General features: G+C 63.3%; 21 protein-coding genes and 1 pseudogene. 8 read left to right on the top strand and 14 right to left on the bottom strand.

Going from position 1 to position 22720, the window contains the following annotated elements:
- Positions 1 to 60: 60 nt before the first annotated feature.
- Positions 61 to 264 (top strand): annotated as a pseudogene (locus RT21_RS18375) (hypothetical protein); the annotation flags it as partial.
- Here the strand turns inward: RT21_RS18375 and cynS are convergent.
- The 5 genes from cynS to RT21_RS18350 all read right to left on the bottom strand — a co-directional run bounded on the left by cynS (position 265) and on the right by RT21_RS18350 (position 8574).
- Complete coding sequence (gene cynS, locus RT21_RS18370; protein ID WP_045430260.1) at positions 265 to 714, bottom strand: cyanase; 450 nt, start codon at positions 712 to 714, stop codon at positions 265 to 267.
- Between the two features lie 118 nt (positions 715 to 832).
- Complete coding sequence (locus RT21_RS18365) at positions 833 to 1594, bottom strand: phytanoyl-CoA dioxygenase family protein (RefSeq protein WP_046163962.1); 762 nt, start codon at positions 1592 to 1594, stop codon at positions 833 to 835.
- 239 nt (positions 1595 to 1833) lie between these two features.
- Positions 1834 to 5490, bottom strand: coding sequence for an AAA family ATPase (locus RT21_RS18360; protein WP_046163870.1), 3657 nt, complete (start codon positions 5488 to 5490; stop codon positions 1834 to 1836).
- Positions 5487 to 6722 (bottom strand): exonuclease SbcCD subunit D C-terminal domain-containing protein, encoded by a 1236-nt coding sequence (locus tag RT21_RS18355; protein WP_046163869.1) that lies wholly within the window; start codon positions 6720 to 6722, stop codon positions 5487 to 5489. Before RT21_RS18355 ends, RT21_RS18360 begins: the two co-directional genes overlap by 4 nt.
- Before the next feature lie 979 nt (positions 6723 to 7701).
- A complete protein-coding gene (locus tag RT21_RS18350) occupies positions 7702 to 8574 on the bottom strand; it encodes a helix-turn-helix transcriptional regulator (protein ID WP_046163868.1) in 873 nt (290 codons plus the stop codon).
- A gap of 318 nt (positions 8575 to 8892) precedes the next feature.
- On the opposite strand from RT21_RS18350, the gene RT21_RS18345 reads away from it, so the two are divergent.
- Positions 8893 to 9108 carry a hypothetical protein gene (locus RT21_RS18345; RefSeq protein ID WP_045430251.1) on the top strand — a complete coding sequence of 72 codons (216 nt, stop codon included), beginning with the start codon at positions 8893 to 8895 and terminating at the stop codon, positions 9106 to 9108.
- A 16-nt stretch (positions 9109 to 9124) separates the two neighbouring features.
- On the opposite strand, the gene RT21_RS18340 is transcribed toward RT21_RS18345, so the two are convergent.
- Genes RT21_RS18340 through RT21_RS18325 form a run of 4 tightly spaced genes read right to left on the bottom strand, consistent with a single transcriptional unit; the run spans position 9125 to position 11743 of the window.
- Entirely contained in the window at positions 9125 to 10468 is a 1344-nt protein-coding gene (locus RT21_RS18340) for a sensor histidine kinase (RefSeq protein ID WP_046163867.1), read from the bottom strand.
- The gene (locus RT21_RS18335) at positions 10465 to 11130 is read right to left on the bottom strand and encodes a response regulator transcription factor (RefSeq protein WP_046163866.1); all 666 of its coding nucleotides are present in this window, start codon (positions 11128 to 11130) and stop codon (positions 10465 to 10467) included. Before RT21_RS18335 ends, RT21_RS18340 begins: the two co-directional genes overlap by 4 nt.
- Positions 11130 to 11435: a PepSY domain-containing protein gene (locus RT21_RS18330; protein ID WP_045430242.1), complete on the bottom strand. Its 306-nt coding sequence runs from the start codon at positions 11433 to 11435 to the stop codon at positions 11130 to 11132. Before RT21_RS18330 ends, RT21_RS18335 begins: the two co-directional genes overlap by 1 nt.
- The gene (locus RT21_RS18325) at positions 11435 to 11743 is read right to left on the bottom strand and encodes a PepSY domain-containing protein (protein ID WP_019339745.1); all 309 of its coding nucleotides are present in this window, start codon (positions 11741 to 11743) and stop codon (positions 11435 to 11437) included. Before RT21_RS18325 ends, RT21_RS18330 begins: the two co-directional genes overlap by 1 nt.
- A gap of 161 nt (positions 11744 to 11904) precedes the next feature.
- Here RT21_RS18325 and RT21_RS18320 point away from each other — a divergent pair, with 161 nt between their 5' ends.
- Both RT21_RS18320 and RT21_RS18315 read left to right on the top strand, forming a co-directional pair.
- Positions 11905 to 12264 (top strand): copper-binding protein, encoded by a 360-nt coding sequence (locus tag RT21_RS18320; RefSeq protein ID WP_046163865.1) that lies wholly within the window; start codon positions 11905 to 11907, stop codon positions 12262 to 12264.
- 105 nt (positions 12265 to 12369) lie between these two features.
- On the top strand, positions 12370 to 12636 hold the full coding sequence (locus RT21_RS18315) for a PepSY domain-containing protein (protein ID WP_045430236.1): 267 nt from the start codon (positions 12370 to 12372) through the stop codon (positions 12634 to 12636).
- A 12-nt stretch (positions 12637 to 12648) separates the two neighbouring features.
- Here RT21_RS18315 and RT21_RS18310 read toward each other — a convergent pair whose 3' ends face one another.
- The 5 genes from RT21_RS18310 to RT21_RS18290 are packed head-to-tail and all read right to left on the bottom strand — an operon-like array spanning position 12649 to position 18837.
- Entirely contained in the window at positions 12649 to 14307 is a 1659-nt protein-coding gene (locus tag RT21_RS18310) for a GMC family oxidoreductase (protein WP_046163864.1), read from the bottom strand.
- Positions 14297 to 14938, bottom strand: a complete 642-nt coding sequence (locus tag RT21_RS18305) for a gluconate 2-dehydrogenase subunit 3 family protein (protein WP_200598848.1) — start codon at positions 14936 to 14938, stop codon at positions 14297 to 14299. The genes RT21_RS18310 and RT21_RS18305 overlap by 11 nt, the downstream gene beginning before the upstream one ends.
- On the bottom strand, positions 14938 to 15909 hold the full coding sequence (locus tag RT21_RS18300) for a hypothetical protein (protein ID WP_052724766.1): 972 nt from the start codon (positions 15907 to 15909) through the stop codon (positions 14938 to 14940). The genes RT21_RS18305 and RT21_RS18300 overlap by 1 nt, the downstream gene beginning before the upstream one ends.
- A gap of 10 nt (positions 15910 to 15919) precedes the next feature.
- Entirely contained in the window at positions 15920 to 17029 is a 1110-nt protein-coding gene (locus RT21_RS18295; protein WP_046163862.1) for an enolase C-terminal domain-like protein, read from the bottom strand.
- Positions 17026 to 18837, bottom strand: coding sequence for a thiamine pyrophosphate-requiring protein (locus RT21_RS18290; RefSeq protein ID WP_046163861.1), 1812 nt, complete (start codon positions 18835 to 18837; stop codon positions 17026 to 17028). The genes RT21_RS18295 and RT21_RS18290 overlap by 4 nt, the downstream gene beginning before the upstream one ends.
- 335 nt (positions 18838 to 19172) lie before the next feature.
- Here RT21_RS18290 and RT21_RS18285 point away from each other — a divergent pair, with 335 nt between their 5' ends.
- The 4 genes from RT21_RS18285 (at position 19173) to phnC (ending at position 22690) form a co-directional block, all read left to right on the top strand.
- Positions 19173 to 20060, top strand: a complete 888-nt coding sequence (locus RT21_RS18285; RefSeq protein WP_200598849.1) for a pseudouridine synthase — start codon at positions 19173 to 19175, stop codon at positions 20058 to 20060.
- 310 nt (positions 20061 to 20370) lie between these two features.
- Positions 20371 to 21147 (top strand): DNA-formamidopyrimidine glycosylase family protein, encoded by a 777-nt coding sequence (locus RT21_RS18280; RefSeq protein WP_046163860.1) that lies wholly within the window; start codon positions 20371 to 20373, stop codon positions 21145 to 21147.
- 68 nt (positions 21148 to 21215) lie between these two features.
- Positions 21216 to 21638, top strand: coding sequence for a DUF192 domain-containing protein (locus tag RT21_RS18275; protein WP_046163959.1), 423 nt, complete (start codon positions 21216 to 21218; stop codon positions 21636 to 21638).
- A 200-nt stretch (positions 21639 to 21838) separates the two neighbouring features.
- Positions 21839 to 22690 carry a phosphonate ABC transporter ATP-binding protein gene (gene phnC, locus RT21_RS18270; RefSeq protein WP_046163859.1) on the top strand — a complete coding sequence of 284 codons (852 nt, stop codon included), beginning with the start codon at positions 21839 to 21841 and terminating at the stop codon, positions 22688 to 22690.
- Positions 22691 to 22720 lie beyond the last annotated feature (30 nt).

Genomic DNA, 22720 nt, shown 5'->3' with positions numbered 1-22720 from the left:
CTCTCTTGCGTGCTGGTGCGCGTCGCTTATCTTGAGGCGTGAAACACCCAGAATCTGGAGCGCATTGCCAAGCGCTTGCTGGCCACCGAATGCGACCCCGACCAGCGCAACCATGCAGGCTAGACCCCAGCCATGTATGCCGCGCTGTTCCAGCGGGATGCCTTGCTTCAAGCGCTACGCGAGCGCGGGGCCGATCTCGAGGCAAGCGATCCGATGGGCAACAAGGTCGAGAGCCTGGCGCGTGGAGAAATTCGTACCCGCTGATCAATAGCTCTTGTACGGCAGGAACTTGCCCGACAGGACGACGTTGACCCGGTCGCCCTTGGGATCCGGCTGGCGTTGGATGTCCATGGAGAAATCGATGGCACTCATGATGCCGTCGCCGAATTCTTCGTGGATCAGCTCCTTGATGGTGCTGCCGTAGACGTTGACCAGCTCATACCAGCGATAAATGAGCGGATCGGTGGGCACGGAGGTGGGCAGTGACCCTTTATAGGGCACGATCTGTAGCCAGGCGACGGCTTCGTCTGGCAGCTCGAACAGCTTGCCCAGGGTTTCTGCCTGAGCCTTGTCGAAGGCCATCTGACCCAGGCAACCGGCGGTGGTCCATTCCTTGGACATGCCTATGGATTCCGCGACCTGGGTCCATTTGAGGTGCTTGCGGACCTTGGCAGAAACGATCATCTGGGTCACTTGGCTACGGCAGGAAATCATTGCGGGTTCCTCTTCGACTGGAGTGAGCGAGCCGCGTATTGCGGCCGGATGCGCACTCCGATGCAGAGGATGTGCCAGTCGGTTGCGTATCGGGCTGGCCGCGCCGTATCCATCCAACTCAATCGTATTCCGACGCCTCATGCTCGCCGAGCAAACGCCGCTGCCTTGGCGTGGCAGCGGCGATCACATCCGGGTTGAACCGCCATTGCAGGTAAGGCGAGAACTTCTGCGCCACCATGCGGCGGCCGTAATGCACCTGCAGCAGGTAGCGGCTGCGGTCGGCCGCGCGATTGCGACTGCCGGCGTGCCAGAGGTCGCTGCGAAACAGCAGCACGTCACCGGCTTCGCAGAGCACAGGCTGTGGCTCGCGACCCTGCCAGTGGATTTCACCCGTGCGTGGTTTGCGACCGGACCGGTGACTTCCGGGTATCACCAGGGTAGGGCAGAGGTCTGCATCGATCTGATCGAGATAAATATGCGCCGTGCAGACCTGCATCGGCAGCTCGAAAGCTGGATCGTGAAAGCAGTGCTCGGGCAGCTCCAAGGCCAGGTAATCGGCATGCAGTTCACCGCCAACGAAGCCCGGATGGCTGCGCCAGGCAGTCTGGCCGATGACGTGGCAATCCGTGCCGAGACAGGCTTCAGCCAACTCGATCACACCAGGAGGATCGAGCAGGGGCAGCCAGGACGGATCACGGTTAAAGACGCATTTGTAGTGATCGTCGACCAGACCCTGGTAGTCCCAGTGGATGGGTTCGAGGCGATCGATGGCCGTTCGCACAGCCTCAACCTGCGGCGGCTGCAACACCTGGCGCAGCAGAACGAAGCCCTGCTCGTGCATGGCCTGTAACTGCGCGGCGGTGCTGCGGCAGGGTGACATGGCGGTCGATTCAGTGATGTTCACCGTTATCGACAGTTTGTTGAAAGCTTGGGTTCGTATCCTGCTGGCGCTGGTGATGACCTCTCGTCGCAGCAGGCACACGGCCACAAGCGGTGAGCCCGTTTCACCCTTTCCTGTGCGAACCCTGGCGCGCAGCCACAAGCGGCGTCTGCCGGGTTCGCTTCTAGCCTCGAATGACAGCGAAGCTGCTGCTCAAGGCCGTCAAGTTTGCCTGAGTTCTAGACGCCCCCTCCGCTGACGATCCTCAACCCGCTCTGACCATTGCCTTGTCGCTGCACCTGAATCTGCACCGGGATGCGCTCATGCATCTCCGCCACGTGTGAGATCACCGCCACCTTGCGGCCCTGAGCCTGTAGCGAATCCAAGGCGTCCATGGCGATCTGCAGGGATTCCGGGTCGAGGCTGCCGAAGCCTTCGTCGATGAACAGCGATTCGATCTTGAGCTTGCTCGATGCCATCGAGGCCAGTCCCAGCGCCAAGGCCAGCGAGACGAGGAAGGTCTCTCCACCCGACAGCGAATGCACCGAGCGCAGCTCGTCGCCCATCTCCGTATCCATCACCAGTAACCCCAGCGGGCTGCCGCCGCGCTTGAGTCGATAACGCCGGGCCAGCTGGCGCAGCTGCACATTGGCGTGCTGCACCAAGAGGTCGAGGTTGTAGGCCTGGGCGATCTTGCGGAAGGCGCCGCCATCGCTGGAGCCGATCAGCGCGGCGATACGGCCCCAGCGCTGGTTTTCGCTGGTGGCCTCGGCGATCTGTTGAAGCAGTGCCTGGCTCTGGTTGCGCCGGCGGTCATCGTCGAGCAGCGCCGCGCGGGTCTCAGTGCTGCGTTGCTCGGCTGCGTTGCAGTTGATTTCCTGCTCCGCGTACTGGCGTTTCAGGGTTTCGCCATCCGGCGCATCGGGCTGCCCGGCCTGATGCGCGGCCAGCCGCTGCGTGCAGCCGTCCAGCCGTTCACGGCTGCGGGCGAGCAGTTCGGTGTTGGCGCGCAGACGTTCGCGGGCTTCGGCGAGCAATGAGTCGTCCAGTTGCAGCAACTGGGTGAGGGTCGCATCGTCTAGATCGGGATGCGCAGCGCGCCAGGCGTCAAGCTCGTCGCCTAGCGTTTTGCGTTCGGCCAGCAGTTCGTCGCGGCGCCCGGCGCAGTTCTGCTGCTCGCTGGCAAGCCGGGTCAGCTCGACGCGCGCTTCGTTGAGTTGCCGGTCAATGTCGGCCTGGTGCTGGCGAGCAGTCTGGATCGTGTTCTCCAGTTGCTGCTGCCAGGCCGCAGCGCTGGTTTGCTCGCGCAGGCTGTCGCGCAGGCTCTGACGGCAAGCCAACTCTCGGGCTTCGAGTTCACTGAGGCGGGCGGCGCAGGCCTTTTGCTGATCGAGACGATTCTGTTGCTGCAGCTGCTCACGTTCCAGTGCGCTCTGGCGCTGTTGCTGCTCCTCAGCTACCTCAGTCTGTTGGTCGATCTGCTGGCGCCGGGCCTCGACCTGGCTGTCGAGCTGCATAAACGTTTCGGCGGGTGCCTCGCGCCACCGGCTGAGCAGGGTGGCCGGCAGCAGGCTGGAGAACTCGGCCAGTTCCTCGTCCAATCGTTCCTCATCGCGGGATATGGCGTCGCGCTGGCCGGTGAGGGCCTGGGTCGTCTGAACGCAAGCGTCGCGTGCACTTTGCCAAGCGTGCTGCAGGGTTTCGCTGCGCTGCTGCAGCGCCAGCAGTTCGCGCTGGCGGGCGTTGGCTGCGGTGATCTCGTGTTTGAGCGTGGCGAGTTTCGTGTCCAGCCAGGATTGGCGTCCTGTTTCCGGCTCTTGCAGCAGCTCGGCATAGAGGGGAAGTGCGGTCAGTTGCGGCTCCAGCTTCGCCAGCTCATCGGCGATTTCCGCGTGTCGCTGCGCGTTCTGTTTGATGCCCATGGTCAGGGCGATGTGCTGGTCGCGCAGCGCCTGGAGTTTTTCATCGTGACTCTTCAGCTGCAGCTGGGCCTGCTCGGCTTCGCGCTCGTCGCCCTGGTCAAGGGCGGCGAGCAGCGCCTTGCCGTCATGCCAGGGATGCTCATGGCTGCCGCAGACGCTGCACGGCTCGCCAGGGGCCAGCGCCGCGCGCAAGGCTTCGACATTAGCGCTGCGGGCCATGCGCTGGCGCTCCAGCAGGGCCTGCACCACCTTGAGCGCCTTTTCCGCGTCATCGCGTTCCGTGCGAGCGAGTTTGCCGGCTTGCGTCAGAGCGTCGAGCTTCTGCTGCTGGCGGCGCTGCTCATGGCGCAACGTCCGCTGCTGATCTGTTAGCTGCTGATAGCGGGACCAGATCCCGACCAGGCTTTCGCCTTCGCGCTGGGCGTCGCGCCAAACCTCGAGCCCTGTGTTCAGTTGCGCGAGCTGGTCGGCCAGGCCCGTTGCGCCGCCAATCCCAGTTTGCAGTTCGTCGAGCGCCTGGCGCGCCTTCACCTGTGCAGCCTCGGCGGTCTTGGCAGCAGTTTCCAGAGCGGGGAGCTCCTGGCGGCCCTGTTGCAGGCGCGCCGCAATTTGCACGGCCTGCTGCAGGCGAGGCCGGTAGCCATTCCAGGCGGCGCACAACGGCTGCAATTCGGTGCTGCGGGCGAGCCCTTCGGTCAAGGCCGCCAGTTGGGTGGCGGCCCGTTCCTGTTGCTGTCGCAGCTGAGCGAGGGTCTGTTCGCCGGCCTTGCTCGCGGCTTCGGCGTGTTCGGTTTGCCGCCGCGCGTCACCCAGGTCATTGGTCAGATGGCTAAGGCGCTCTTCTTCGCGGCGCGCCTGAACCAGTCGGGGTTCGGCAGATTTGAGCGCCTGCTCCGCTGCTTTCAACGCATCGGTCGACGTCTTGCAGAGCTGCTCCAGCTCGTCGAGCCGCTGCTGCACTGCGCTGTGCTCGCGACCATGGCGAGCCAGGTTCTCTTCAACCTTCGCCAGCAGCGGTGCCAGCTCCTGCTCGCGGATGAAGCGATGCCGCTGCGGCGCCAGGAGTTCGAACAGCCCGAGGATGCGGCGGGCGTCGGCCAGGTTCTCATGCTCGGATTCAGCATCGCTCAGCTGCTGCCGGGCGGTTTCGTGATCGCCTTGTAAGCGGGCCAGGTCCTGCAGCCATTGGCTTTGCTGTTTCAGCGTTTCGAGCTGTTGTTGCAGCGCCTTGAGTTCGGCCAGTTGCGTCTGGTGCTGGGCTTCCAGCGCCTGGCGCGCTTCGGGTTCGAGCGGCTGTACGCCGCCTGCCTGTTGTTGCAGAGCGGTGAGCGTTTCGCGAGCGCGCTTGGCGGCTTCGAATGCTGCCTGGCCGAGGCGGCTGTAGAGGCCGGTATCGGTGAGCTTTTCCAGCAGGGTGCCGCGGTCGTTGTCGTCGGCTTTAAGAAAGGCGGAAAACTCGCTCTGCGCCAGCAACACGGCGCGGGTGAACTGCGGCAGGGTCAGGCCGAGCTTGGCTTCGAGCAGTTCCCTGAACTCGCGCTTCTTGCCGCTTGCCAGCAGCTGGTCACGGTCCAGGTCCATCAGGCTCTGGTTGCTGGCCTGCAGGCGCCCGTCGACCTTTTCGCGGGCGCGCTTGACCTCCCAACGGGCGCGGTAGCGATGGCCATCCACGCCGACAAAATCCACTTCCGCGTAGCCGCTGCCACAGCCCCGGCGCAGCAGGTTGCGCTCATCGCCACTGCCGATCTCGTCGCTACCGTCAGGCACCTTGCTCAGCAGCGAGGCGCCGTCGAGTCGCGGCGTGCTGCCGAACAGCGCTAGGCAGAGGGCATCGAGAATGGTGCTTTTTCCGGCGCCTGTCGGCCCGGTGATAGCGAATAGGCCAGCGCTAACCAGGGGTTCGGCGGTGAAATCGATGACCTGCTCACCGGCCAGCGAGGCGAGGTTCTTCAGGCGGATGGCGAGGATCTTCATCGGGCGTCTCCTTCGCCAGCGAACTCAACGCCTTGCAACAGGCTGGCGAAATCATCCAGTGCCTGCTCATCCGGCGGGTTGCCGAACTGTTCTTCCCAGGCGCGCGCGAAGAGCTCCTGCGGGGTGATCTGGTCGAGGCCCAGTAGCACCTCCGAGTCGGCCTCACCGCGTTTCCCTGCATATTCACTGGCGATTCGCACCAGCCGGCAGGCCTTTCCGGTGATCGCCGTTTCGATGCGCTGGCGCAGGTCCGGAAGCGGCTCGTCGAGCTGCACGCGCACTTCCAGCCAGGGCAGGTTCTCGGCGAACAGGCCTACCGGCGGCAGCGATTCGAGCTGGCTGATGACCTCCGCCAATGGTGCACGGCCGACGCGGATCATCTCCACGGCGCGGGGCACGGGTAGCGCCTCGACGCGGGCGAGCCGATCACCGTCGAAGTTCACCAGCAAGACCTGATGCGGGTAGTTGATCTCGCCGAACGACAGCGGCAAGGGCGAGCCGCTGTAGCGGATGCGCTCCTGCCCGGCAACCTTTTGCGGCTTGTGCAGGTGGCCGAGGGCAACGTAGGCGATGGGTTCGGGAAACAGGCTGGCCGGCAGCGCTTCGGCATTACCGATGACGATATTGCGCTCCGAGTCCTCCGACACCGCACCGCCGGCCATGTGCGCGTGACTCATGGCGATCAGCGCCTGGCCGGGCTGGCGTTGGGCTTCGGCCGCGACGATCAGATGCTGGTGCACGTGGCGTATGCCGGCCATGTAGTCCTCGCCCGCCTCACCGCCGGTAACTTCCGCCGGGCGCAGAAAGGGCAGGGCCAGGCACCAACCGGCCACCTCGCCCTTGGCATCGTGCAGCGGCACCAGCAGCCGACCGTGGTCGAGCTGATGGTCCGCCAGCCAGCTGATCCGGCCGATCGCGTGTGCGTTGAGGCGCTTCATCAGCGGCCCGGGCAGTTCGATGCGCCCGCCGGAATCGTGGTTGCCGGCGATCATCACGATATCCAGCTGCGGTAGCTTTTCGTGGGCGCGGACGATGAAGTCGTAGAGGCGTTCCTGGGCCTTGAGCGGCGGGTTGACCGTGTCGAAGATGTCGCCGGCGATGAGCAGAGCGTCCGGCTGGTGGACGGTTAGCTGGTCGAGCAGCCAGGCGAGGAACTGCGCGTGTTCGTAGTCGCGGTCCTGGCCGTGGAGGGTCTGGCCGAGGTGCCAGTCGGAGGTATGGATCAGACGCATACGAGGGGGCTTTTTTCGTGGGAGTCGCAGCGGGGCGCGACTGGATGCGAACGTCTGGGCATGGAACTCAGGGTAGGATTATCCCTCACTCCGGTAACGCTCCAGGGGCACGCCGCGAAGGGCCATCCATGGCCAATCACGGCTCTCGCGGCATCCATGCCGGTCAACCCCTTACGCGCCACCTGCGATCGGCCTTCTGAAAGGGGCGATTTGGTGGTGTCTGATGGCCTGTGTAACGAGCCGGTTTTGCGATCTTCAAGAGATCGTAGGGTGGGTAACGCGAAGCTTACCCACCGCTTTTGGTGGGCAAGGTCCGATATCAATTGTGGGATCAATCGTGGTGGAAAGTGCTTCGCAGTTTTCCATCCTACGAAGCTGCGGGGGCCGGCGTACAAGGGCCAGGTCCTCCCTCGGCATCCATGCCTCGCGTCCCCCTGCGCAGCGCCCACGCTCGGCCTCCTGAAGGGGGATTGGGACCGAGTTGTCTGAAACTTCGCAAACAGCAAAAGAAGCACGCTTTGCTTGTTTGCTGACGAACTAACTAGCAGACGACGCCGAACGCCCCTTTCAGGAGGCCGAATGGAATCCGCGCGGAGGGGCGCGAGCGGCATGGATGCCGCGAGAGGCGTAAAGGGCCAGGGATGGCCCTTGTACGCCGGCCCCCGGAGTGTGCATGGAATGAGGGGAGGCGAGCGAAGCGAGACCCGGATGCAGGGGCAAGCGTTTTTGGTTACTTTTTCGGCGTTTGGAAAAAGTGACTCGCCCAGCAGAGCGAAACCTGAGGTTAGGGCCATCTTAAGCGCTTTGTCTGCCAAATCTGGTTGTGCCTCCGACGCCGGATCGCGAGCAAGCTCGCTCCTACGAATGGCGACGGGCCAGTGCGTTGCCCAATCAACAGGCGCTTCACTCGCAATCGGCCTAATGGAGGAGGGCGGGCGTATGAATTCGCCCTTACAGGGAACGCGGCCGCAGGTAATGGTCATGTGTACAACCACACCTTCAGCCCCTGCAGATTCCTCACTTGAATCTGCTGCGCCGCCGCATTGGCCTGCACCGTATTCGGATCGATCTGATAGCGCTGCAGCACGTACTGCACCAACGCGCCACGGGTGGCGATGCGCAGCTCGCCATCCTGCATGCCGTAGTCGGTTTCGATGATGGATTTCTGCTCCGCACTGAGTCGCACATCCGGCTCGATGACCACATCTACCGGTGTGTTCCAGGCTTCGTCCTGCTCGAGCCTGTTCTCGCTTTCATCCATCAGGTCCGGTTCGCCACGGAAGCGACTGAGGACAAAGTCGCGAAAGCCACGGTTCTTCTCGCAATAGGCGCGCACATGCCAGCGGGTGCCGGTGAACACCAGGGTATGCGGCGCCATCACGCGGATTTCGACATCCGGGTGGGCGAGGGAGACGTACTCAGTTTCCAGTCGCAGCCCTTCGCGGCAGGCCTTGAGAATTGGTCGCAGCACCTCGGGCCGGATGCTGCGGTCAGGCATGTGCAGCACTTCGGTGTGGGCGTATGCCAGCGCCAGGCCTTCGATATGCGGGGCGCGGTCGCGGTTCTGATCCAGCAGGTGCAGGTAGGCGCTGGCGCTGCCATCGATGAACAGCGGCTCGAACTGCGGGCTCGGCTTGTAGCCTTTCAGATGGCGGTCATATGTAAGGTTTTCCGGCGCATGTTCGTTCAGGTAGGTGTTGATGTCCTTCGACGCTTGCTGCCGGCTGATGCCAAAACTCTGCATCAGGTGACCTGTGGTCAGGCGGCCTTCCCACCAGGCAATCGTCTCGATCAGGCGGTACCGCAGTGCCAGATCCCAGCGAACCTGACTGATCGATTGCTTGCGTTTCATGCGCGCCCCATCTGTTGGAAATGTTTACGTGCGACTATCGGGTGACTCGACGTGTCGTGCGAAGCTACATATATTCAGGGCGTACTTCAAGCAAGCAGATAGAGGAACGCCCCCATGAGCCTGTTATTGAATGCGCTTATTTTTTCGTTTACTGCCTTTGCCGGAATGGGCGTTCTGGCGTGGCTGGCTTACGGTGCTAACGAACGGAAGTGAGGGGTGGTTACAGTTTCGTTGCCGATGAACAGTCATCCGATGAGTGGTTGGAATCTCCGAGTGTAAAGCAGGGTCTTTGTTTCAGACCCAGCGCACGAGGCCCCCATGAAAACCCTGTCCCGTCACCTTGCCGATAACTTTCCGCCTGATTACAAGACCCGCGTGGAACCGCAAGAAGACGGTTACCTGGTCGTCCGTGTCGGTTATCCGCTCAACGGCACCGAGGCCACTCGGATGATGTCGGGCCGACAGGTTCAGAACGGTCTGCTGGTTGAGACCCTTCTGGAAGACATGCGCAACGAGTTGGCACGCGCCCCGTAACTCTCCGCGTCATCCGCTACGACCCGCTCCGCTGTATCTGCCCTTTGCGTTGCATCGGAAGGCGGATGCGTACGCAGAGCCCTCCGAGCTCGCTCTGCTCCAGTGACAGCTCACCCCGCCAGGCAACCAGGATATCGCGCACGATACCAAGCCCCAGCCCATGCCCTTCGGCATGTTCATCGAGGCGGATGCCGCGCTCCAGCACTGCTTCGCGACGTTCCGTCGGGATGCCCGGCCCATCGTCATCGACTGAGATGAGATAGCCGTCGGTGATCGGGGCGATCGTTAGCCGCACCTGCGACCGGGCAAATTTGCAGGCGTTGTCCAGCAGGTTGCCGAGCAGCTCCAGCATGTCTTCACGGTCCCAAGGCAAGCGGCATCCTTCATGGCTGTTCCAATGCAGATCGAGATCCCGACGGTGGATCATCCGCAACGTTTCGAACAGCGGGGCGAGTTCTACCGCGCAATCGAAATAGCTGCCGGGCAGCACTTCGCCAGCCAGGCGTGCGCGGCCCAGTTCCCGCGTGACCCGTTGTTGAATCTGCTCGAGCTGTTCCGCAAGGTTGGCCTGCAGCTCCGGATGCGCTGTCATTTCCTCACGTCGGACCAGGCTGCCGAGCACGGCCAGGGGCGTCTTCAATGCGTGGCCCAGATTACCCAGCGCATGGCGTGAGCGTTTCAGGGTGTCGTCGGTGTGCGCCAGCAGATGATTGATCTGCTCCACGAGCGGCTGCAGTTCGATCGGGGCCTGGACGTCCAATTGCTGACGTTGCCCCTGCTGCAGCTGCGCAATCTGCTGGCGCGCTCGCTCCAGCGGCCGCATGGCAAGCTTGACGGCGTAGCGTTGCAGCAAGAGCAACACCAGCAGCGCCAGGCCGACCAGTCCCAAGCCACTGAGCCTGACCTGGGTAAAGCTTTTGAGGATGGGCGTGTAATCTTGCGCCACGTTGATGGTGATGGTTTGCCCGTCGCGCCGATAGGTGGCTCGATAAGCCAACAGCCGCTGATCCTGCGGGCCATCCAACAGATCCTCGGCCATGCCATTGCCTGCCGGCCAGGTCGGATCCGCGTCCCACAGTGAGCGTGAGCGCCAGCTGCGCGCCGGCAGGTCGATGCGGAAATAGTGGCCGGAAAATGCGCGCTGATAACGAGGGTTGAGCCGGCTCGAATCCAGCACAAACCCCTCCGGGCCCTGAACGACAGCCATCAGCAGGCCTTCGGTCTCTTCCCGCAGATCGGTGGCCAGGTTGCGCCGCAGGCCCGACTCGAACAGCCAGAGACTGCTCTGGACCAGCAACAGGCCGACCAGCAGCAGCACCGAGATCAGTCCGATACTGAGACTGCGCTGGATCGACTTCAAGGCGCGCCGCCGAAGCGATAGCCCTGGCCGCGGCGGGTTTCGATCAGCTCGCGGCCGAGCTTGCCACGCAGGCGATTGACGTGCACCTCGATGACGTTGGAGTCACGCTCGGTTTCGCCGTCGTAAAGGTGTTCGGCCAGCTGGTTTTTCGACATCAGCTGGCCGGGATGCAGCATGAAATAGCGCAGCAGACGAAATTCGCCAGCGGTCAGTTCGATGTCCTGACCATCCTTGTGGCAGCGCTGACGTGCTTCGTCCAGGGCTATTCCTCCTGCCTGCAGCAACGGCTGGTTGGCTACGCCGTGGGCGCGCCGCAGCAGTGCCTGGATACGCAGTAGCAGCTCTTCGGGATGGAAGGGTTTGGTCAAGTAGTCGTCGGCACCGGCTTTCAGCCCTTCGATGCGTTCGGCCCAGGAATCGCGGGCCGTCAGGATCAGCACCGGTGTCGCCAGGCCACGGCTACGCCAAGCGCGCAACACCTCGAGCCCCGGCTTGCCAGGCAGGCCGAGATCCAGAACGATCAGATCATAGGGTTCGCTGCTGCCCTGATAGTCGGCGTCGCGACCATCTGCCAGCCAGTCGGTGGCATAGCCCTGGCGCGTAAGGCTGGCGACCAGTTCATCGGCCAGCGGCACATTGTCTTCGACCAGTAACAGGCGCATCAGTCTTCTTCGTCCTTGAGCAGGCGACCGTCGCGCGCGTCCAGTTCCAGCTCGCGGGCGACGCCGTCTGCAGTCAGCAGTTCGATCTCGTAAACGTAGATGCCATCCTCTTCTTCCAGTTCGGCTTCCAGCAGCCGGGCGCCGGGGTGGCGCTCCATCGCCTGGTTCAGCAGGCTTTCCAACGGCTGGATCAGCCCCTCGCGGCGCAGGCGCAGGGCTTCATCCTGATCCAGGTCGCGGCTCGCCACCGGAGTGGCGGCGAGCAGCAAGGTCAGTGGAATGATGAGAAGAGGGGCGGGTCGCATTAGTCGTCCTGATGGTCCTTGAGTACTTCGCCGGTCTTGGCGTCGAGCTCCAGGTCCCATTGCACACCTTTGTCGTCGCGCAATTCAACCTGATAGATGTGGCGACCGTATTCTTCTTCCAGTTCGGTTTCCTCGACGGTGGCCCCGGGGTGCTTGGCCAGTGCAGCTTCGTTGAGTTTCTCGAAGGATTGGATGGTGCCCGCATCGCGCAGCTTCAAAGCTTCATCTGGTCCCAGATCGCGAGCCATGGCCAGATTGGCGCCGAGGGCGAGGGTGGCGGCAGTGATCAGCGTAGTGAGTGTTTTCATGGTTTCGTTTTCCTGTGTGGGTTTCGACGATTCACAGGCTACGAGGCGCGGCTTACGCGAAACTGAACGAGGCGTCGTGAGACGGAGGCGCAGGTGGGCAGTAATCCTCGCCGCGGCATTGTCCAATACGAGGTACGTCCACCTGTTGCGGGAGGTCTGCCATGAAGATATTCCATTGCGTCACGCTCAGCCTGATATTGCTCGCCCCGCCTGCGCTGGCCCAGGATCTGCTCAAGCCTGAGGGGCCCACGGGTTCGCCGGAGATCAACGGCGGACCCGCCACCGAGATGGTTTCCGAGCCGGTGATTCACGCCACTGGCACCATCGAAGCCCTGGATCGTGAGCGGGGTGTGGTGACCATCGTGCATGGTCCGATCCCCGCGTTGAAGTGGCCAGCAGCGACCATGGACTTCCAGGCTCTGCGTGAGCAGCTGGAGGGGCTTTCACCCGGTGATCAGGTTCGCATCAGCTTCCAGAGTGAGGGCGACGAAGCGGCTCTGGTGTCCATCGAGAAGCCCTGAAAGGCGCATTCCAGACGAATTGCGATGAACCCTCGATGAATGATGCTGCTCGAATGTAACAGGGCTGTCATACGCCCAACGCTCATTCAGCAGAGAGGATCGACCATGTATCACAAGAAACTGACCGCCGCGCTTGCCATTGCCGTATTGGGTTCTACCAGCACCATCGCACTGGCTGACTCGCCGGGCGCTGACTGGATTACCTTCGAGCAGGCCATGGAAAAGGCCAAGGCGGCGGGCTACACCGAGCTGCATAGCCTGGAAGTCGACGACAAGAGCTGGGAAGGCAAAGGCCTGAAAGCTGATGGCAAGAAGTACGAATTCCAGATGGAAGGCACGACCGGCAAGATCATGCTGGACGAGGAAGACTGACAGCTCGACAGGTTACAACTCACCGCGGGCCGCTAGCTCACAGATGCGGTCTGCGGTACGGCAGGCGATGGCCTGGATGGTCAATGAGGGGTTCACGCCACCCGAGGTCGGAAACACGGAGCCGTCGCAGACCCACAGGTTGGGGATGTCCCAACTGCGGCAGTCAACATCCACCACGCTGGTGGCCGGATCGTAGCCCATACGTGCGGTGCCCATCAGGTGCGCGGTACCGTCTGCTTCGCTCCAGATGTCACGCGCACCCATGCAGTCCAGACCACGGCGCATGAAGTCGATGGAGTGGTCCACCAACCGTTGGTCGTTGTCGCCCATCGACCAGGTGACCCGTGCGATGGGTAACCCGTACTGGTCTTTTTCTTCGGCGAGGGAAACGCGGTTGCGTTCCTGCGGCAGTGTCTCGCCGACGATCTTCAGCCCGACCTGATGGTTGTAGTGCGTCATTTCATCCACAAGCGCCTGGCCCCAGAGACCGTGATTGCCGGTCTGGGTCGCAGCCCAGGCGGCCGGCAATGGCCCCTGGCTCATGATCGCGTAGCCGCCATGGAAATCCTTGCCGCGGTCCTCATAGTTCCAGTGCTCGGTGATCGCTAGCGATGGCGGCCCCTTGTACCAGCGGATCTCTTCATCGACACGCCCCCACACCGCCTGGTTGGTATGCACCATCAGATTCCTGCCGACCAGACCGCTGCTATTGGCGAGCCCGTCCGGATGGCGCGGATTTGCTGAATTGAGCAGCAGTCGTGGCGTCTCGATGGCATAGCCAGCAACCACTACATGGCGTGCGCGCTGGAAGCGCCACTCGCCGTTACGGTGGTAATGCACGCCGTTGGCGAGGCCATCGACGTCCGTGTCGATGCGACCAACCATGGCCAGGTCGCGAATCTCCGCGCCCGCCTTCAATGCCCGTGGAATCCAGGTGTTCAACACGCTCTGCTTGGCATTCGTCGAGCAACCGGTGACGCAAAAGCCGCGGTAGACGCAGGGCGGCGCGTTGTCGCGCGGCGCCGAGAGCGTCGCCAGGGGTGTCGGCGCCCAGTCCACGCCCATGGCTTCGCAGGCCTTGGCCAATGCCAGGCCGGAGGCATTCACTTCATGCTGTCGATAAGGGTAACGGGGGCGCTTCGGGCCCCACGGATAGCGCACCGGACCGGCGATTTTCAGGGCCTGCTCGACCTCTTCGTAGTAATGCCACATCTCCTGCCAATCGATTGGCCAGTCGAACCCGTAGCCGAGCAGCGAGCGTGACTTGAACCACTCCGGACGCATGCGCAGCGAAACCATGGCGAAGTGCACCGTGCTGCCGCCGACTGCCTTGCCGCTGTTGTTGGTGCCGAGCTTCAGCGGGTTTTCGCCGTCGCACAGGCGTTCGTCGGTCCAGAACAGCTTTTCCTGATGCGCCTCGTCAGAGGCGAACTCCTCCAGCGGTCGCCACCAGGCACCCGCTTCGAAAGCGACCACCGAGAAACCGGCCTCGGCCAGCTTGCAGGCGAGCGTGCCACCGCCGGCGCCGGTGCCGACAATGGCGAAGTCCACCGGCTCGTGCTCTGGATATTCACGCATTGGCACCCAGCCATGGCGCTGAAAGACATCCGGCGCACGGCCGTCACCGCCGCGTGGGTGATAAAGCGCATCGAGTAGTCGATCAGCGGACATGACGGTTCAACTTTCTGGCTTTGGCTTCTTCGCCGGGATGGGCTTCGGCCGCTTCCCAGCTGTCGCGGCTGTCTTCGGCGAGGCGCACGTAGCCGCGAGGGCTGGCCGGGCCGCCGAAGCCGAGTTCGTTCCAGGCGGTCGGGTGGCTGTAGTAGGCGGCGCTGATGTCGTGCACCACCCGGTGGCTGAAGAAGGCGGCGGCCGGTACGCCCTGCCAGGCATCGCCGTTCAGCTCATCGCGCTGCATGACCGCGATCAGCGCGTCCTGCTCGGCTGCGGCCAACTCCGCGAAGGTGCGTTGATGGCGCTGCTGCGCTTCGCTGTCGAGGGCGTCGAGGCCGAGCGGCCAGGCCTGCTGCAGCGGTGGCAGTCGCGCATCACGGTAGCCGTCGCCACGTCCCTCGGTGACCTTGAATTGCACCAGCGCGGCGACCGGTATCGGTGGTCGATCCGTTGGCTGCGGGACGATGCGCTCGCACAATGCCTCCAGCGTGCGTCGTTGCGTCGTGTTGAAAAAACCATGCTCGCGCGGCACCGCCAGCCGGCGGTCGACGACCTGACGGCTCTGCTCGTTCCACGATGGCCCTTGGCGTTTGCGCAACACGTCGTAGTCGGGGTAGCGGTTGTTCATCATTTCCACCATCGGTATTGGGCCAGTTCCTTTTCCTCATCCAGTAGCGAATGCGCGGCCAGCCCGGCCAGCGCCAGGCCGGTGAAGCTTGGCGGGGCTGGCAGCGGCGGGCCGGCCTGCAGATTCTGTCGCCAGTTGCGCCAGCCGCCGTTGTTGCGAGCGATCCCCAATGCGTGAAAGCTGGCACCGGCAAAGCCCATGAAGGCGGTGAAGCGCAGCACCAGGCGCGACGCCCAGCGCAGCCGTCGACGCCGCGGGCTGGTCAGGGCGCTGGTGGCGAGCAGCGCGGCGGCGAGCGGCGGGGCGGTCACGGGCAGGTACATGGCTGGGTTCTGAAACGAGCCGCGAAAGTGCAGCAGCCCGGCTTCGGCTGTGGTGCCGAGCAGGCCGGCAGCGGCCATCAATGCGACCGACTTGCCGGCCGGTAGGCCAAACACCCGAGGCACAGCATCGCCACTGGCGTTGCGCAAACGTTCGGAGTAGTACCCAAGCAGGCCGGACAGCACCAGCGCAGCCGGCGCTCCCAATGGCGCCGCATAGAACAGGTTGCTCCAACTCAGGCCACCGGGACGTTTGGTCACGTTGTAAAGGTGAAAGCCGGCACCGACCAGCCCGGTCAGGCCAGTCAATACGTAGATCGGGTCTCGCACCCTGCTGGCGAAGGCGTCCGGGTCCTGCTGGCCTTGGCCGCTGGCCAGCAGCGAGAGCGTCGAGGCCGCCAGTGGCGTGTACATGGCGCGGTTCTGGAAGTCCCCCCGGTAATGCTCCAACGCGCTGTCCAGCGCTACTGAAGTCGCCAGCAAGCCCGCGCCACGGTTCAGCGTCCGCGCAGCGTCGACCATTGTGCCCTCGCTAGGGCTGAACAGCAGACCGCGACCGCGTTTCTCGTGCTTCTGCCAGCTCAATGCAGCGAGCCCCAGCGCAGTGGTTGCGCCAACAGCCAGTAGCCTGAGTTGCGTCCGTGAAACCATGAGTCCCCCGTCAGATGGCGTAGCGGCGAGCATCGGCCTCGCGCAGCGTCAGGCCGTGGCCCGGCCGTGTCAGGTCCGGCGCTATCCCGCCGCTTTCAACCTGTGGCGCGCCGTCGAACAGCAGCGACTCCAGCCGGACGTGATCGTGAAACCATTCCTGATGACGAAGGCGCGGCGCGGCGCAGCAGGCGTGCAGGTGCAGCGCCGGGGCGCAGTGCGCAGACAGGTCGAGATGAAACGCCTCACACAATCCGGCCGCCTGGAGGAAGCCGCTCACACCGCCGCAGCGGGTAAGGTCCGCCTGCAACACGTCCACCGATCCGTGCTCGACCAGTCGGCGAAAGTCGTCCGGCGTGTAGGCGTATTCGCCCGCCGCTACATCCATGGCCTGGCCGCTGGCACCGAGGGCTTCACGTACCTGGCGTAGCCCGGCCAGATCGTCGGAACTGACCGGCTCCTCGAACCAGCCGACCTGTAGCTCGGCGATGCGGTGGGCAAAGGCGATGGCACTGCGCGGTGTATGCGCCCCGTTCGCATCGATGAACAGCCCTGCTTCGCCGATTGCCTCGCGTGCGGCGCGAACGCGTTCGGCATCACGCGGCGAGTCGGCACCGATTTTCATCTTCACCCAATGGCAGCCGTCCTCTTGCACCCAGTTGCCCAGCTGCTCGCGTAAGCGCCCATCGTCGTAGCTGGTGAAGCCTCCGCTGCCATAGACAGCGACGTTCTCACGGCGCATGCCCAGCAGGTGCGCCAGCGGCAGATCGAGTAGCCGCGCCTTGAGATCCCAGAGCGCCGTGTCCACCGCCGAGATGGCGCAGGCTGCGAGGCCGGAGCGCCCCAGGTTGCGTACGCTCGCCCAGAGCCGCTCGTTGAGCCGGCCAATGGAGAACGCGTCCGCGCCTTCAAGCAGATCGCGAAAATGACCCTCGATCAGCCGCACCAGCGACGCGTCGGCATAGGTGTAGCCCAACCCGGCCTGGCCGCCGGCCTCCAGCTGCACCACTACCAGAGTGGTGGCGTCCCACTGGAAGGTGCCGTCGGCCTCGGGCGCATCGGTCGGGATGCGGTAGGCCGCCACCCGCATGCTGCGGATGGCGGCGTCCTGACGCTTGGTCATCCCTTGTCCCTGTCCTCATCCCTGTCACGCCCAGGCATGAACTTGCTGAGCACCTGCTTGGCCGATTGCTTGATGATCCCGGCTTGATCCGGATCACCATGCAGCAGTACCGAGGCGTAAGCTTTAGCCTGTTCCAGCGTGATGTGCGGGGGCAGTGGCGGTACGTCCGGGTCGGTCTTGAATTCGATCAATACCGGCCGATCCGCCGCGAAGGCCTTGTCCCAGGCTGCCGCGACCTGATCTTCGCGGTCGACGTAGATGCCGATCAGGCCAATGGATTCGGCGAAGCGGTGGTAAGGCACGTTGGGAATATCCTGCGACGCCTCGAATTTCGGGTCGCCCTCCATCACGCGCTGTTCCCAGGTGACCTGATTGAGGTCCTCGTTGTTGAACACGCAGCAGATCCACTGCGGGTTCTGCCATTCCTTCCAGTACTTGGCGACCGTGATCAGCTCGGCCATGTTGTTCATCTGCATGGCGCCATCGCCGACCATCGCCACTACCGGGCGATCCGGGTGACAGAACTTGGCGGCAATGGCATAGGGCACCGCTGCACCCATCGAAGCCAGGCCGCCGGAGAGCGAGCCCATCATGCCGCGGCGCATCTTCACATCGCGGGCATACCAGTTGGCGCAGGAGCCCGAGTCGCTGGTGATGATCGAGTAATCCGGCAGGCGTGGTGACAGCTCGAAGGCGACACGCTGCGGGTTGATCGGGTTGGCCTCCACCAGGGCTCGCTTCTCCAGCACGCTTTCCCAATCCATGCGCCACTCTTCGACGCGCTTGCGCCATTTGCGCTCGGTCTTCTCCTGCAACATGGGCAGCAGCGCGCGTAGGGTTTCAGCCGAGTCGCCCTGAAGATTCACTTCCATCGGATAACGGATGCTGAGCATGTCGGCCTTGAGGTCGATCTGCACGCCGCGGGCCTGACCTTCTTCAGGCAGGAATTCGGAGTAGGGGAAGCCCGAGCCGATCATCAGCAGGGTGTCGCACTCGGTCATCAGCTTGTAGCTCGGCTCCGTGCCCAACAAACCGATAGAGCCGGTGACCCAAGGCAGATCATCAGGCACGGCAGCCTTGCCCAGCAGCGCCTTGGCAACGCCAGCTCCGAGTTTCTCGGCCACGGCGATGACCTCATCGGTGGCATTCAACGCACCGGCGCCCACCAGAATGGCGACCTTCTTGCCGTCGTTGAGTACCTCGGCGGCACGCTGCAGGTCAGCTTCGTAGGGGACCATCTTCGGCCGCGTATAGCCGATGCCGGAATGCACGGCCCCGTGGGCGCGGGGAGGCTCGCTGTACTCGGCGTCCTGCAAGTCGCTCGGCAGGATGATGGTGGCGACCTTGCGCTCGCCCACTGCGGTGCGGATCGCCCGGTCGATCAAATGCCGAACCTGCGGCGGTGCGCTGGCCTGCTCGACGAACGCACCGGATACATCCTTGAAGAGCGCCGGCAGGTCGATTTCCTGCTGATAGTGGCTGCCCAGTGAGGTACGCGATTTCTGACCAGTGATTGCCAGCACCGGCATGTGGTCCAGTCGGGCGTCATAGAGGCCGGTAATCAGATGCGCCGCACCCGGGCCGGACGTGGCGATACAAACCCCCAGGCCGCCGTTGAACTTGGCGTCGGCCGAAGCCATGAACGCGGCCATTTCCTCATGTCGGGCTTGAATGAAACGGATCTTTTCGTTGGAGCGATTCAGCGCGCCGAACACACCGTTGATGCCGTCGCCGGGGTAGCCATAAATGCGACGCACGCCCCATTGGTAGAGGCGTTCGATTACGTAGTCACCGACTGTCATTGCCATGGAAACCTCGCGTGGTCTGGGCGTGAGCGTTCAGACACAAGGGGCTGGAACCTCAAGGCTGCCATCGTGCGCTGCGCAACGAAGCGGCCTTCGCAACCCCATGCCTGGCTGTTCACGTCTGGACCGGACTGTGCCCTGAGGGTTTCCCGAAAGTTCACTTGGGTGACGGACGAGCCTCTTCTTCGGCGCCGCGGCGGTAGGCAGAAAAGGTAGGAAGGGACTGCCGTCCTCGTCGCGGCTGAAATCGCTTCCGGCCGAGGACAGCCAACGGAACTGCCACGGCTCGGCTGCGATGTTGAAGTATCATTTCGCGCCTCTTCGTTCAGACGGTCGCCATGTCCATGCCTGCCCCCAACGCTCGCAGCACGCTGCATCTCCCCCAAGGCAACTGGGCGACGGTGCTCGACTGCCTGTGCGCGCATTTTCCGGCGATTGACCGAGACACCTGGGCTGATCGCTTCGTGCGAGGGCGGGTACTCGGCGCTGACGGGCAGCCACTGGAGGCGACGCATCCTTATCAGGTCGGGTTGAAGGTCTATTACTTCCGCGAGGTGCCGGACGAGAAGCCAATTCCCTTCGAGGAGCAGGTCCTGCACCTCGACGAGCACTTGCTGGTAGCGGACAAGCCGCACTTCCTGCCCGTGATGCCGGCTGGGGAATACGTCAACGAGACCCTGCTGGCGCGCCTGAGCAAGCGTGTGGAAAATCCAAATCTGGTGCCGATCCATCGCATCGATCGCCTGACTGCCGGGCTCGTGCTGTTTTCGACCAATCCCGAAAGTCGCGGGCGCTATCAGGCGTTGTTTCGCGAACGTAAGATCGACAAGCGTTACGAGGCGATCTGCCCGGCGCTGCCTGATCTGGACTTTCCGCGTGATGAACGCTTGAACATGATCGACGGCGAGCCTTTTTTCCTGATGAAGCGGGGCGACGGCGGACCCAACAGCGAGACGCGCATCGAGGTGCTCGAACGGCGCGGCGAGCTCTGGCGCTATGCGCTTTATCCAGTCACCGGGCGCAAGCATCAACTGCGTCTGCAGATGGCCACGCTGGGGGCCGGCATCTGCAACGACCCGTTCTATCCCGAACTGCTGGAACGCAGCCGCCGCGATCAGGACGACTACGCCAACCCGCTCAAGCTGCTGGCGCGTGGTCTGGAGTTTCAAGATCCGGTGACCGGTGAGCGGCGGCGGTTCGAGAGTCGGCTGCAGTTGGATTGGTAGTTTCCAGCGTTTCTTCGCCGCCTTCGCGGGGTGCCTTGGCTTCTGGATCGCCAGCAAGCTGGCTCCTACGGGAATAATCAGCATTGCAGATCGCGGAATTGGCGACCCGTAAAACCCGCCTCGGCGTGCCCAGCTGGTGCGTACGACCACCGCACCGCTTGTGTAGGAGCCAGCTTGCTGGCGATCCGCTTCCGCGCCAGTGTTGCAGCGCCTGCAAGGACGCCGCGCCTCGCACAACTGTGCAGCGTCGCGGCACCTTCTTGTCAGGTCCCAGTCGATATTCCTGTCCCCGCACCGAAGCGATAACGCCATGCCTGAAGGCCCATCCATCGTCATCCTTCGCGAAGAAGTTGCCGTATTCACCGGCAAGACCATCGAGCGCGCGGAGGGTAATAGCAAGCTCGACAAATCAAGCCTGGTCGGCCAGACGGTTCGCTCATTCCGCAGTTGGGGCAAGCACTTCCTGATCGAGCTGGACGACGTGTCCTTGCGTATCCACCTGCTGCTGTTTGGCAGCTACCGGATCAATGAGCGCAAGGAGTCGACGCCGCGCCTGAGCCTGGGTTTCCCGAACGGTGAGCTGAATTTCTACGGCTGCTCGGTGCAGTTCATCGAAGGCTCGCTGGACGAGGCGTACGACTGGAGCGCGGACGTCATGAGCGACGCCTGGGACAACCGCACAACGCTCAGGAAGCTGCGCAAACGGCCACGACTGCTCGCCTGCGATGCACTGCTGGATCAAACGCTGTTTTCCGGCTCCGGCAACATCATCAAGAACGAGGTGCTGTTTCGCACCCGCATCCATCCGCTTTCGCTGATCGGCGATCTCTCTGCGCCGAAGCTCAGGGAGCTGACGCGTGAAGTCCGGACCTACAGCTTTGAGTTCCTGCAGTGGAAGCGAGAGGGCACGTTCAAAGCGCACTGGCTCGCGCATACCAAAACCACCTGTCCGCGCTGCAAGATTCCCTTCGTCAAAGCCAAGTCGCCGGGCCGCAGCAAGCGCCGCGCTTTCTACTGTGAGCGCTGTCAGAAGCGCTACGGCGACAGCGATCAGGTTTCGGTCGATGCACCGGTCGCTGAAGAGTAGCAATGCTTGCGGATATGCTTACGCCGCTTATTCGCTCCCGCTTTTCCCGATTCGAGGACTGCTCGTCGATGCGTACCGCGCTGCTGCTGCCCCTTATTGCTTTAGTTGTGACATCGATGGCCAGTGCCGGTGAGCCGTCGCTCGATCTGCGAGTCGGCGATGCGCGGCTCAAGGCGGAGTACGCGCGCACCCCGGATGAACGCGAACGCGGCTTGATGGAGCGCACCGAGATGCCGGCAGACCACGGCATGCTGTTTCGCTTCGATGATTTTCGCCGGCACTGTCTATGGATGAAAAACACGCCACTTCCCCTGTCTGCAGCCTTCATGGACGAGTCAGGGCGCATCGTTGACATCATCGACCTGGAGCCGTTGAGCACCGCAATTCGCTGTTCCCGCGAGCCGGGGCGCTATGCCCTGGAGGTCAATCAGGGCTGGTTTGATCGGCACCAATCAGGGATTGGCGATCAAGTAAGCGGCATTCCGAAATAACCCGCTAAACCCACAACACGCGCCGGCACGCGAGCTAGACGGTAAGCGGCGATACGCCTCTGTCCGGCCCGCTCCGCCTGTTTAGACAAGTCACTGAACGGTCATAGTCTGTTCACCGAAGCGACATTGGTCGCACCTAACGTAACGCCTCATCTGATGGCCACCGACGGTGGCCATCGTTCTCGATGAGGAGTCGGTCCATGAGTGCGGTTATCCGTGTCGACAGTCTGAACAAGACCTTCGCAGGCAAACTTGCCCTGCATGATCTGGCGCTGTCCGTGCAACCGGGCGAAATGGTCGCGCTGATCGGCGCGTCGGGTTCTGGCAAGTCCACACTGCTGCGGCACATCGCCGGGCTGGCCTGTGGCGATCGCAGCGGCGGCAGCATTCACGTGCTAGGGCGCGAAATGCAGTCCGCGGGTCGCCTTAACGGCGACGTAAGGCGCTTGCGTGCCGACATCGGCTACATCTTTCAGCAGTTCAACCTAGTCAACCGCCTCAGTGTGCTGGACAACGTGCTGCTGGGCTTTCTTGGCCGCATGCCGCGCTGGCGTGGCTCGCTGGGCATGTTCAGTGCCGAGCAGAAGCAGCAGGCGCTGGCTGCGCTGGACCGCGTGGGGCTGGCTCACCGCGCCGGGCAGCGCGCTTCCACACTGTCCGGTGGTCAACAGCAACGCGTGGCCATCGCCCGCGCACTGACGCAGCAGGCCGAAGTGATACTCGCCGACGAGCCAATCGCCTCGCTCGATCCCGAATCCGCACGAAAGGTCATGGATATTCTCGCCGACATCAACCGACGTGACGGCAAGACCGTCGTGGTGACGCTGCATCAGGTCGACTACGCCCTGCGCTACTGCCAGCGAGCGGTGGCACTGAAGGATGGGCGCATCCATTACGACGGCGCCTGTGCCGACCTGGATTCGCGGCTTCTCAATGATCTCTACGGTGCCGACCTCGACGCCACCTTGCTGTTTTCCGATCAGGCCCGCTCGCCTGCCGCGGCCGCTCCCGTGCCGGCGCAGACCCTCACGCTGAGTCTGGCTCGGGCCTGAAACCGCCGTTCCGATCCCACGTCATGCCAA

The sequence above is a fragment of the Pseudomonas sp. 10B238 genome (genome assembly GCF_000970615.1).
Taxonomy (GTDB): domain Bacteria; phylum Pseudomonadota; class Gammaproteobacteria; order Pseudomonadales; family Pseudomonadaceae; genus Stutzerimonas.
The sequence above is the reverse complement of the archived record's forward strand: the minus strand, read 5'-3'. Positions and strand labels throughout refer to the sequence as shown.

Excerpts from the sequence above, each read along its gene's own strand:
- RT21_RS18315 (WP_045430236.1), top strand. The coding sequence starts at position 12,370 with ATGTATCACAAGAAACTGACCGCCGCGCTTGCCATTGCCGTATTGGGT.
- RT21_RS18290 (WP_046163861.1), bottom strand. The coding sequence starts at position 18,837 with ATGGCAATGACAGTCGGTGACTACGTAATCGAACGCCTCTACCAATGG.
- RT21_RS18355 (WP_046163869.1), bottom strand. The coding sequence starts at position 6,722 with ATGCGTCTGATCCATACCTCCGACTGGCACCTCGGCCAGACCCTCCAC.
- RT21_RS18325 (WP_019339745.1), bottom strand. The coding sequence starts at position 11,743 with ATGAAAACACTCACTACGCTGATCACTGCCGCCACCCTCGCCCTCGGC.
- RT21_RS18330 (WP_045430242.1), bottom strand. The coding sequence starts at position 11,435 with ATGCGACCCGCCCCTCTTCTCATCATTCCACTGACCTTGCTGCTCGCC.
- phnC (WP_046163859.1), top strand. The coding sequence starts at position 21,839 with ATGAGTGCGGTTATCCGTGTCGACAGTCTGAACAAGACCTTCGCAGGC.
- RT21_RS18285 (WP_200598849.1), top strand. The coding sequence starts at position 19,173 with ATGTCCATGCCTGCCCCCAACGCTCGCAGCACGCTGCATCTCCCCCAA.
- RT21_RS18295 (WP_046163862.1), bottom strand. The coding sequence starts at position 17,029 with ATGACCAAGCGTCAGGACGCCGCCATCCGCAGCATGCGGGTGGCGGCC.
- RT21_RS18335 (WP_046163866.1), bottom strand. The coding sequence starts at position 11,130 with ATGCGCCTGTTACTGGTCGAAGACAATGTGCCGCTGGCCGATGAACTG.
- RT21_RS18275 (WP_046163959.1), top strand. The coding sequence starts at position 21,216 with ATGCGTACCGCGCTGCTGCTGCCCCTTATTGCTTTAGTTGTGACATCG.
- RT21_RS18280 (WP_046163860.1), top strand. The coding sequence starts at position 20,371 with ATGCCTGAAGGCCCATCCATCGTCATCCTTCGCGAAGAAGTTGCCGTA.
- RT21_RS18310 (WP_046163864.1), bottom strand. The coding sequence starts at position 14,307 with ATGTCCGCTGATCGACTACTCGATGCGCTTTATCACCCACGCGGCGGT.
- cynS (WP_045430260.1), bottom strand. The coding sequence starts at position 714 with ATGATTTCCTGCCGTAGCCAAGTGACCCAGATGATCGTTTCTGCCAAG.
- RT21_RS18350 (WP_046163868.1), bottom strand. The coding sequence starts at position 8,574 with ATGAAACGCAAGCAATCGATCAGTCAGGTTCGCTGGGATCTGGCACTG.
- RT21_RS18320 (WP_046163865.1), top strand. The coding sequence starts at position 11,905 with ATGAAGATATTCCATTGCGTCACGCTCAGCCTGATATTGCTCGCCCCG.
- RT21_RS18360 (WP_046163870.1), bottom strand. The coding sequence starts at position 5,490 with ATGAAGATCCTCGCCATCCGCCTGAAGAACCTCGCCTCGCTGGCCGGT.
- RT21_RS18365 (WP_046163962.1), bottom strand. The coding sequence starts at position 1,594 with ATGTCACCCTGCCGCAGCACCGCCGCGCAGTTACAGGCCATGCACGAG.
- RT21_RS18300 (WP_052724766.1), bottom strand. The coding sequence starts at position 15,909 with ATGGTTTCACGGACGCAACTCAGGCTACTGGCTGTTGGCGCAACCACT.
- RT21_RS18305 (WP_200598848.1), bottom strand. The coding sequence starts at position 14,938 with ATGAACAACCGCTACCCCGACTACGACGTGTTGCGCAAACGCCAAGGG.
- RT21_RS18345 (WP_045430251.1), top strand. The coding sequence starts at position 8,893 with ATGAAAACCCTGTCCCGTCACCTTGCCGATAACTTTCCGCCTGATTAC.